The sequence below is a fragment of the Psychromonas sp. genome (assembly GCF_983033635.1).
The window spans coordinates 1-9,820 of record NZ_CEZLMY010000123.1; the positions used below are offsets into that span (position 1 = coordinate 1).

A 9,820-nucleotide genomic window follows, 5' to 3' on the forward strand; every position below is an offset into this window, starting at 1 on the left:
GAAGAGTTTGAATTTGCGATTCGTGCTGTTTGTGAACCCATTTTTGAAAAACCGCTTTCTGAAATATCTTTTGCACAGGTTTTAATTAACCTATTTAATACCGCGCGTCGTTATAATATGAAAGTGCAACCGCAATTAGTTTTATTACAAAAAACCCTGCTTTATATTGAAGGATTAGGGCGACAGTTGTATCCACAATTGGATTTATGGGATACCGCAAAACCTTTCTTAGAAAATTGGATGAAAGAGCAGATAAGCCCAAAAACGCTGCTTAATTCTATCAAACAAAAAGCCCCGTTTTGGCTGGAGAAATTACCTGAACTGCCTGAATTGATTTATCACAATTTATCACAAGCAAAATTACAGCAAAAACAGCTGGCACAGTTAACTGAATCAATAAATAAACAGCAGCAAAAAAACAGTAAAAATCATTTTTATATCGGCATAAGTGTTACCTTAACCCTTATCTCAGCAATGGCATATCTATTATCAGATCGAGAACTTGCGCTGCTATCAGCAGTTCCCGGTTTTTTTGCCTGGTTACTTACATGGCGTCATTCCAATCAGCAATAAATTTTGCTATAACTGCTTACAAGTTTTTAAGCGTTTAAATAAATTACAGTAATAAAGGAAAATATATTATGGGTGGCATCAGCATTTGGCAGTTAGTAATTATCGCAGTAATTGTGATTTTACTTTTTGGAACAAAAAAATTACGTGGTATTGGTGGTGATTTAGGTGGCGCGGTAAAAGGTTTTAAAAAAGCGATGAAAGAGGAAGATAAATCAACGCCAGAAGTTGAAAACAAATCGAATGAAAATTTCAAAGCTGATGAAAATAGCAACGAAAAAGTAAAAGAAAAAGACCAAGCTTAACAAAAAAGGTTTTGAATTAGATGTTTGATATCGGTTTTTGGGAGATTATTCTTATCTCCATAATAGGTCTAGTTGTATTAGGTCCAGAGCGTTTACCCACTGCAATTCGCAGTGTTATGCGCGGGATAAATACGGCCAAAGGTATGGCCAACGTAGTGAAAACTGAAATTTCACAAGAGTTAAAGTTGCATGAAATGAACGAGAATATGATCAAAGCCAGTAAACAAGGTTTAAGCGATCTCGATCCACAATTACAACAATCTATTGACGAAATGAAGGAAGCTGCACAAGAGGTGACACGCCCTTATCAAGTAAACGATGAAGATCTAGCCCAGTCACTCAAACCAGCACAACAGAGCGAGACCGATCCTATCGAAGAAAACAGTATTCTCGATAAAACAAGCGCCTCCCAACAACAGGATAAAAGTGAATGAGTTCAAACGAAAGCAGCAAAGCAGATACGCAACATAGCTTGCCGTTATTCTCTCATTTATTAGAACTTCGCGATCGCTTGTTACGTATTGTTGCAATCGTGATAGTGTTATTCCTGAGCTTGGTTTATTTTGCTAATGATATTTACCATTACCTGGCGATCCCGCTGACCAGTCAGCTTCCTGAAGGTTCAAGCATGATCGCAACGGGGGTAGCTACACCCTTTTTTACGCCGATAAAATTAACCATTGTACTGTCCATTTTTATTGCTATACCGGCTATTTTGTATCAAGTTTGGGCATTTATTGCTCCCGGTTTATACAAACACGAGCGTAAATTAATTGCACCTTTAGTCATAAGCAGCGCCCTGCTATTTTATTTAGGCATGGCGTTTTCTTACTATGTTGTTTTCCCATTGGCCTTTTCATTTTTTACCAGCACGGCACCAGAAGGTGTCACTATAGCCACGGATATCAGCAGTTATTTAGACTTTGTATTAAAACTGTTTTTTGCCTTTGGTTTGGCGTTTGAAATCCCGATCGCAACATTAGTATTATGCTGGACAGGTGCAACCACGCCTCAAAGCCTAAAAGAAAAACGCCCTTATATTGTGGTCGGCGCGTTTGTATTTGGCATGTTGTTAACACCTCCCGATATCATTTCTCAAACATTACTGGCGATACCTATGCTTATTTTATTTGAACTCGGCTTACTGTTTTCGCGTTTTTACGTGCCGCAAGAAAGTGATCAAGATATTCAGGAATAGAGTAAGTTAAATATGATCGATATTGGTGTTAACCTGACCAACAAACGTTTTCACAAAGATATCGGCACTGTGATAAATAACGCCAGGCAGGTTGGCCTTACCGGCTTAATTATCACAGGTACAGATTTAGTGAGCAGTGAATCAGCCATTGAGCTGGCTGAAACTGAGCCCGGTTTTCTTTTTTCTACCGCTGGCATTCACCCTCATGATGCTAAAACCTTTGATAGCAGCAGTTTATCAAAGCTCAAGCAGTTAGCCTTAAACCCACAAGTGAAAGCGATTGGAGAATGCGGATTAGATTTTAACCGTAATTATTCGACCCCGGCTGAACAAGAGCTCGCCTTTGTACAACAACTCGAACTGGCTGTTGAATTACAACTTCCTGTTTTTATGCATGAGCGTGATGCCAATCGACGCTTTATCGAACTGTTAAAGCCTTATCGTTCGCAACTTCCTAATGCGGTATTGCACTGTTTTACTGGCGATAAACGCGATTTACAACGCTGTTTAGAGTTAGATTTGCATATCGGTATTACCGGCTGGATCTGCGATGAACGCCGAGGCACGCAGCTGCTAGAACTAGTTAAATTGATCCCCGATAATCGTTTAATGATTGAAACCGACTCGCCTTACCTATTACCGCGCTCAATGCGGCCAAAGCCTAAATCTAGCCGTAATGAGCCTAAATATTTACCTTATATAGCACAAACTATCGCCTTGGCTCGGGAGCAATCTTTAGATGTTTTCATTAACAATACCCGGAAAACCAGCCAGGCATTTTTTAATATAGAGCTGTAACTATTTAGCGTTAAAACATTTTTTTTAACGCTGAGATCGGACAAAATAGTAACGATCTAAATAGTTACTTTTAATTTCCCATTTAATAGGAATATAAATGACACTTTCTCAAAGTTTCCCTGCACGACGTTTACGCCGCTTGCGTAAACATGATTTTTCCCGTCGTTTAGTGGCTGAAAACCAACTTTCAGTAGATGATCTTATTTACCCGATGTTTATTGTTGAAGGCAAAAATCGTCGTGAAAGCATCACCTCAATGCCTGGCATTGAACGTTTGTCATTAGATTTATTGGTTGAAGAGGCCAAAGAGTTAGTTGCACTGGGCATTCCGGCTATCGCGCTATTTCCAGTGACACCTGAAGCGTTAAAAACAGAGATGGCAGAAGAAGCTTACAATAGCGAAGGGCTTGCACAACGTGCTGTGATTCGTATTAAAGAGGCCTGCCCGGAACTTGGCGTGATCACCGATGTTGCTCTGGATCCTTTCACCACACACGGGCAAGACGGTATTATTGATCACGAGGGTTATGTCTTAAACGATATCACCACTGAAATCTTAGTAAAACAGGCGCTTTCACATGCACAAGCAGGCGCGGATATTGTTGCCCCGTCCGATATGATGGATGGACGAATTGCCGTAATTCGAAAAGCGTTAGAAAATGCAGGTTATATCAATACGCAGATAATGGCATATAGCGCTAAATATGCATCAAACTATTACGGTCCTTTTCGTGATGCCGTCGGCAGTGCCGGTAACTTAAAAGGCGGTAATAAATCTACCTATCAGATGGATCCCGCTAACAGTGATGAAGCGATTCACGAAGTAGCATTAGATATTCAGGAAGGTGCGGATATGGTGATGGTAAAACCGGGTATGCCCTATCTGGATATTGTTCGCCGCGTTAAAACTGAACTGCAGGTGCCGACCTTTGCTTATCAAGTGAGTGGCGAATATGCGATGCATAAAGCCGCCATTGAAAACGGCTGGTTAAAAGAAAAGGAGTGTGTTTTAGAGTCATTACTCTGTTTTAAACGCGCCGGTGCAAACGGCATTTTGACCTATTTTGCCAAACAGGTAGCAACTTGGTTAAAAGAAGAGAAATAAAAATTCGCTAGTCAGCAGTCCCAGCTCTATTTGAGCGGGGACTTACAGCATTGCTTTAAACAGGAAACGTTATGCAGATGACGGATGGAAATATTCAATAACTAGTCGAAACCCCCAGCAAGATCACTGTTTGTAACAGTAAACTCTATTCAGGCAATAAGCGCGCAAATAATTTTTAACATAATAGCTTACCTTCATTATTTCAGGTTAAGCACGTGACTTGCGCACATTAACATACACTTTTAATTTTTGTCCCGGTTGAATATATTTTTGGTTATGAAGTTGATTCCAACGTACTAAATCCGTTGTTTTAACATTAAATTTTAATGCGATCCCACCTAGTGAGTCACCCGAACGAACTTTGTAAGTTACACGACGTGTAGTTTTAGGCGTGCCTTTTGTTGTTTTCCAAATTGCCAACTGCTGACCTAAGCGTAAAGTCTGTTTGCTGCTTATGCCATTCCATTTCGCAATCTCTTTGGCTGTCACATTATAGCGGCGGCTGATATCCCAAAGCGTATCGCCTTCAACTATCGTATGTTGAATTTTTCTTTTACCTTTACCATTTTTAGCTTGTAAACGTTCAAAACGTTGCGCCTGGCTGTACAGGTAGTCTTGTTGAGACTTACTGGCTATCGGAATTAATAACGGTTGCCCAACTTTAATAAATGAACCATTAATATCATTAATCTGTTTTAACACACTGGTGGTGGTGTCATTTTTCTGGGCTATAACACTCAAACTATCACCAGATCGTACTTTGTAACGTGCCCACTGGATACGCTTATTTTTATCGCTATTAGTTAGTTTTTCACTAAATTCCGTAGCAATACGCGTTGGCACAAGCAACTGATGAGGGCCATCCGGCGAAGTTGCCCAATGGTTAAAAGCAGGGTTTAATAACTGAATTTCAGCGACAGATAACTCAGCTAACTTCGCCGCATAAGCAAGATCAAGCTGTGAACCGGTATCAACATAAGTAAGCACCTGCTTATTCGGGATAACAGGAAGCTCAATACCATATTTTTCGTGATTGCGTAAAATATCAACCAGCGCTAATAATTTAGGGACATAATTTTCGGTCTCTCTAGGCAGAGACAAGTTCCAATAATCGGTTGCTTTATTATTCTTTTTATTTTTACGTACCGCATTGCGCACTCGCCCTTCACCTGAGTTATATGCAGCAAAGGCATGCAGCCAGTCTTCACCTAAATATTTATGTAATATTTCCATATAACGTAATGCCGCCTCTGTTGAAGCATAAACATCGCGACGGCCGTCATACCACCAGTCTTGTTTTAAACCAAACCTGTCTCCAGTAACCGGCATGAATTGCCATAAACCCGAAGCACTACTTTGCGAATACGCAAACGGGTCAAAAGTACTTTCGACAACGGGTAATAAAACTAATTCGAGGGGTAAGTTTTTAGCTTCAATCTGCTCAACAATCAGATATAAAAACGGCTCTGCGCGTTTTGAGACCTGTTTTAAATAATTTGGATGTCTTAGATAATAATCACGTTGCTTAGCGATACGTGAATTGTCTGGCACGTCAAACTCAAAACCTTCGGCTAACTTTAACCAGAGATTGTCGTAACCGACCGGAAGAGCTGGTTCATCAGCAATTGTCGAGGCCTCTTCGACCAGACGAGTGAGTCCCTCTTCAGTATCGATCTCCGGCAGTTGCTCATCTGCCAGCTCTTCATCTGCAAAAGCATTAACAACTGATGAATTACTTTCGTGCGCAACATCTGTATTTGTTGTTGTTTGACAAGCACTTAAAAATAATAACAAAAAAAACGAAAAGAATAATTTCATAAAAGGGACCACTTACCAATAATAAGTGGCATATTCTAGCCTAAATCACAGCAAAATTCATTAGAAGTGATCTTTATACTTACGCAGTGCTGTAAAACAGGATAATGGATCGCTTAATTCAATTGCTAACTGTTTTTGCAGACTGTTAACAAGCGAACTTTGCTGGCAACGTAAAAAAGGGTTAAGCGCTTTTTCCAGCCCGATCGTTGTCGGAATAGTTGCCAAACCTTGCTGACGTTTTTTGCTGACCAGCTGAATATATTTCAGTAACTGTTCATTTTTAGGCTCAAGATGAAAAGCAAAAATAAGGTTATTCTGCGTATATTCATGCGCACAATAAACTTGCGTTGTATCAGGTAATCCAGCTAAACGAGATAGCGCAGCAAACATCTGTGCAAAAGTTCCTTCAAATACACGTCCACACCCGGCAGAGAAAAGTGTATCTCCACAAAAAAGCAGTTCCTTATTGTAATAAGCAACATGGTCTAAAGTATGCCCGGGCACTTCCATTACATTTAATGAAAAACGTCCGCCAAAAAAACTTAATACTTGCCCCTCTTTAACTAATAAACTTTTCGAAAACAGTTTATCTTTACTATATACAGCAATGGTTTCATCAGACTCGGACAGTAAAGCCTCAACACCATCAATATGATCATAATGACGATGGGTTAAAAGAATGGCATCCACTACTAACTGCTGCGCAGCTACTATTTCTAGAACCGGGCCTGCATCACCGGGATCGACAACAATGCAATGCTGACTTTGACTATCTTTAATAAGCCAAATATAGTTATCGTTAAATGACTTAATAGTTAAAATATTAACCATAATTGGCTCTCACCTATTTAATTTGGAGTTGTTTATACTCATGATACTTCAAGATGCAAAGTCAGCAAGGCAAAATGTGCCAAGATGCTAGGCATGAAATTGAAGTATAGTTATTCTACATAGAGATTTTATAACAACGCAGATTGGTGCAGCTTGCTTTGCCCTATGGGGCGCTAGCTCGAAAACCAGTCCCGCGTTGCAACAATCGAAAAGGGAACACCATTACCTCATGTTGCTCCTTGTTCTGGTATTCGAGCTAGTACCTGACAAAACATCTTGAGGTAACATGGGTATATATATGAAAATAGCAAAAACAACGCGTATCTTAACCCCGATTGAAGATTGGCAGCAATTAAGTAATGGTAAAACATTGCAGCAACAAACTCAGCTAAGAATTGATAGTTATCTCTCGCGCTGTTTTGGATATCACCTTTTAAAATTAGGACTACTCAGTAGTTTACTTAATACCTCTCGCTCCCACATTAACCATCAAATAAACTGTGCGCCATATGGAAAAGATATTGGCTTGCTAGCAGATCTTCATCAGCTGCCATTGCAGGATTCTTCTGTCGACTTATGTATTCTTGCCCATGAATTAGATTTTTCAAGTGATCCTCACCAGTTATTACGAGAAATTGATCGTGTATTAACACTTGATGGTACCTTGATTATTAGTGGTTACAATCCAATTAGTCTATTTGGCTTACGCACTTTTTTAAAACCTAAACACTCGCAAACAGCGCGTCTGTTTTTACCCAATCGAGTACTGGACTGGCTGCATCTATTAGGTTTTGAAGTTCAGCAGAAGCAGCATTTTGATTTTCTTTCCGGTGAATTTAACGGTTCATTTGCATCGTGCGTAGAAAGCATCGGGCAACGTTATCTCCCCTATTTTTGTAGTGTCTATTTTATCGTAGCCAAAAAACGGAGTCTGCCAATGACCCCGATTAAATCACCGTTTCAATTTAAGAAACCAAGAATCGCTGAGCAAGCGGTTGCCACTCGGCATCACTAACCGTCGTAACCTAAATCTTCTTGTGTTGGTTTAGCTTCCGCGGCTTGCCGTGCTAAGTCGTCACAACGTTCATTCTCAGGATGCCCTGAGTGCCCTTTCACCCAATGCCAAGTGATTTTATGCTTTTCTTGGGCTTCATCTAATGCTTTCCATAAATCAACATTTTTAACAGGTGCTTTGGCTGCAGTTTTCCAGCCGCGTTTTTTCCAATTATGGATCCACTGTGTGATCCCTTGGCGAACATATTGACTATCAGTGGTCAGATCGATTTCACACGCTTCGGTTAATGTTTCCAACCCTTTTATGCAAGCTAACATCTCCATACGATTATTCGTTGTTCGCAGATAACCTTCTGCCAATTCTCTACGATGCTTATTATAAATTAAGACTGTACCATAACCACCAGGGCCTGGATTACCTAAACATGAACCATCTGTATAAAGTTGTATTTTTTTCATTCTTAGACCAAATTGATTAATTAAGTGCGCACTCAGAGACGCTGTGCGATTTCAGTTATATACCCAATCAGCATCTTGAAGTAGTTTGGGTATAGGCTCATTGACTCAGGTTTGCTAGACTGGATTCTTTGCGAACTATAAATAGAGATCAAGATGGACACAAGTAAAACGATACGACAAGTTGTTTTAGATACTGAAACCACGGGTATGAATAAAGATGGTGTGGTTTATCTTGGTCATCGTATTATCGAAATCGGTTGTGTAGAAGTAATTAATCGCCGCTTAACCGGCCGCCACTACCACGTTTATATAAAACCAGATCGTGAAGTTGATCCGGAAGCGGTCACTGTTCATGGTATTACCGATCAATTTTTACAGGATAAACCCCTGTTTAGTGAAATTGCCGATGAGTTTATCGAATTCATTAAAGGTGCCGATCTAGTTATTCATAACGCCCCCTTTGATGTCGGTTTTATGGATCAGGAGTTCCGTTTTTTAAATAAAAAAACACAAACAACTGAAGAAATGTCCACCGTGACCGATACTTTAGTGATGGCGAAAAAGATGTTCCCCGGTAAACGGAATAATCTGGATGTGCTATGTGATCGATACGGCATTGATAATAAACACCGCGTATTACATGGTGCATTATTAGATGCCGAGATATTAGCTGATGTTTACCTGTTAATGACTGGTGGACAAGCAAAGCTCAATCTTTCTAGCTCTGAAAACAATGAAAACAGTACAGAGCGCCAGCTTCGACAATCTCAGTCACCATTAACTGTTATTCGTGCAACTGATGATGAAAACAGCGCGCACCAGAAACGTCTGGATATTATAGAGAAATCGGGGAGTTGCCTGTGGCGACAATAATAAAAAAATTCATTTTCAGTTTATTACTTTGTATCAGCACAACTGTGTCACTGGCACACACAATTTATGCGCCCAATGATATACCGTTATTAGACAATCGTTTTAGAATTGATCCCCATACCGAGCAAGTCACTTTTATCCTTAATCACTCCAGTGGCTCGCAAGGGGTGGTTCTTATTCGCCCTGATGGCAGCAAACTTTATTATCAAAGGCACCCCGAATCGGTTGGCTGGGTAAGCAGTAAAACAGAAGATATTATTACCATTGATAATCCGATGGCGGGCCCTTGGCAAGCTGTCGCTGAATTAGATGGAGATAACCGCATTAAGTTAATTAGCAACGTCGAATTAAAAACAAATAGATTACCGTTAAAATTATACTCTCGAGAATATATCACCACACATGCTTCGCTTTATTACGATAATAAATTAATGACCAATCAAGCTTACCTTGAGGATGCAAAATTATCAGTTGTATTAATCGGAGGTTCTAGCAAACAACTAACGTTATATCATGACGACGGTAAAGGTTATGATGCCCTGCCATTTGATGGGCAATTAACTTCCCGTGTTTATATTGATCTGCTCCCGGGACGTTACCTACTTAATATCCGCACTAAAAATGATGTTTTTATACGTAATGTAAATAAAGATGCTGTCGTTTTCCTTCCCCCTATCACTTATGAGGTCACGGCACTTAAAGAGGGGGGGAAAGAAGCTTTATTTGAATTTAAAGTCGACAGTGAAGAGATTGATCCACAATCTGTCACCATTGATGGGATAATTAAAGATGGCAATAATAAAGTTATCGAACAGTTAATTACTCATAGCAAAGGAAATACCTCAACAG

The 9,820-nt window shown here is 39.9% G+C and carries 11 protein-coding genes and 1 pseudogene; 9 read left to right on the forward strand and 3 right to left on the reverse strand.

The window, feature by feature from the left end:
• The 6 genes and pseudogenes from ubiB to hemB all read left to right on the forward strand — a co-directional run.
• Positions 1–573, forward strand: a pseudogene (ubiB, locus tag AC4GME_RS13785) (ubiquinone biosynthesis regulatory protein kinase UbiB); the annotation flags it as partial.
• Positions 574–641: 68 nt separating this feature from the next.
• A complete protein-coding gene (gene tatA, locus AC4GME_RS13790) occupies positions 642–875 on the forward strand; it encodes a Sec-independent protein translocase subunit TatA (RefSeq protein ID WP_490378716.1) in 234 nt (77 codons plus the stop codon).
• Positions 876–895: 20 nt separating this feature from the next.
• Positions 896–1,309, forward strand: coding sequence for a Sec-independent protein translocase protein TatB (gene tatB / locus AC4GME_RS13795; RefSeq protein ID WP_490379597.1), 414 nt, complete (start codon positions 896–898; stop codon positions 1,307–1,309).
• Positions 1,306–2,073 (forward strand): twin-arginine translocase subunit TatC, encoded by a 768-nt coding sequence (gene tatC, locus AC4GME_RS13800; protein WP_490378714.1) that lies wholly within the window; start codon positions 1,306–1,308, stop codon positions 2,071–2,073. The genes tatB and tatC overlap by 4 nt, the downstream gene beginning before the upstream one ends.
• A gap of 12 nt (positions 2,074–2,085) precedes the next feature.
• The gene (locus tag AC4GME_RS13805; RefSeq protein WP_490379598.1) at positions 2,086–2,871 is read left to right on the forward strand and encodes a TatD family hydrolase; all 786 of its coding nucleotides are present in this window, start codon (positions 2,086–2,088) and stop codon (positions 2,869–2,871) included.
• A 97-nt stretch (positions 2,872–2,968) separates the two neighbouring features.
• Positions 2,969–3,976, forward strand: coding sequence for a porphobilinogen synthase (gene hemB / locus AC4GME_RS13810; protein ID WP_490377877.1), 1,008 nt, complete (start codon positions 2,969–2,971; stop codon positions 3,974–3,976).
• Between the two features lie 207 nt (positions 3,977–4,183).
• On the opposite strand, the gene AC4GME_RS13815 is transcribed toward hemB, so the two are convergent.
• The gene (locus AC4GME_RS13815) at positions 4,184–5,794 is read right to left on the reverse strand and encodes a lytic transglycosylase (RefSeq protein ID WP_490379599.1); all 1,611 of its coding nucleotides are present in this window, start codon (positions 5,792–5,794) and stop codon (positions 4,184–4,186) included.
• Between the two features lie 60 nt (positions 5,795–5,854).
• Positions 5,855–6,625, reverse strand: a complete 771-nt coding sequence (gene gloB / locus AC4GME_RS13820) for a hydroxyacylglutathione hydrolase (protein ID WP_490377879.1) — start codon at positions 6,623–6,625, stop codon at positions 5,855–5,857.
• A gap of 298 nt (positions 6,626–6,923) precedes the next feature.
• Here gloB and AC4GME_RS13825 point away from each other — a divergent pair, with 298 nt between their 5' ends.
• Positions 6,924–7,640 carry a class I SAM-dependent methyltransferase gene (locus AC4GME_RS13825; RefSeq protein WP_490379600.1) on the forward strand — a complete coding sequence of 239 codons (717 nt, stop codon included), beginning with the start codon at positions 6,924–6,926 and terminating at the stop codon, positions 7,638–7,640.
• Here the strand turns inward: AC4GME_RS13825 and rnhA are convergent.
• Positions 7,637–8,098: a ribonuclease HI gene (gene rnhA / locus AC4GME_RS13830; RefSeq protein WP_490379601.1), complete on the reverse strand. Its 462-nt coding sequence runs from the start codon at positions 8,096–8,098 to the stop codon at positions 7,637–7,639. The genes AC4GME_RS13825 and rnhA overlap by 4 nt on opposite strands.
• Positions 8,099–8,251: 153 nt before the next feature.
• On the opposite strand from rnhA, the gene dnaQ reads away from it, so the two are divergent.
• Together dnaQ and AC4GME_RS13840 are read left to right on the forward strand one after the other, a co-directional pair.
• A complete protein-coding gene (gene dnaQ / locus AC4GME_RS13835) occupies positions 8,252–8,971 on the forward strand; it encodes a DNA polymerase III subunit epsilon (RefSeq protein ID WP_490379602.1) in 720 nt (239 codons plus the stop codon).
• Positions 8,959–9,820 (forward strand): hypothetical protein (locus tag AC4GME_RS13840; protein WP_490379603.1); only part of this gene is annotated, 862 nt, incomplete at its 3' end. The genes dnaQ and AC4GME_RS13840, both read left to right, overlap by 13 nt.

Coding starts and splice junctions, on each gene's coding strand:
- tatA (WP_490378716.1), top strand. CDS start 642: ATGGGTGGCATCAGCATTTGGCAGTTAGTAATTATCGCAGTAATTGTG.
- tatB (WP_490379597.1), top strand. CDS start 896: ATGTTTGATATCGGTTTTTGGGAGATTATTCTTATCTCCATAATAGGT.
- tatC (WP_490378714.1), top strand. CDS start 1,306: ATGAGTTCAAACGAAAGCAGCAAAGCAGATACGCAACATAGCTTGCCG.
- AC4GME_RS13805 (WP_490379598.1), top strand. CDS start 2,086: ATGATCGATATTGGTGTTAACCTGACCAACAAACGTTTTCACAAAGAT.
- hemB (WP_490377877.1), top strand. CDS start 2,969: ATGACACTTTCTCAAAGTTTCCCTGCACGACGTTTACGCCGCTTGCGT.
- AC4GME_RS13815 (WP_490379599.1), bottom strand. CDS start 5,794: ATGAAATTATTCTTTTCGTTTTTTTTGTTATTATTTTTAAGTGCTTGT.
- gloB (WP_490377879.1), bottom strand. CDS start 6,625: ATGGTTAATATTTTAACTATTAAGTCATTTAACGATAACTATATTTGG.
- AC4GME_RS13825 (WP_490379600.1), top strand. CDS start 6,924: ATGAAAATAGCAAAAACAACGCGTATCTTAACCCCGATTGAAGATTGG.
- rnhA (WP_490379601.1), bottom strand. CDS start 8,098: ATGAAAAAAATACAACTTTATACAGATGGTTCATGTTTAGGTAATCCA.
- dnaQ (WP_490379602.1), top strand. CDS start 8,252: ATGGACACAAGTAAAACGATACGACAAGTTGTTTTAGATACTGAAACC.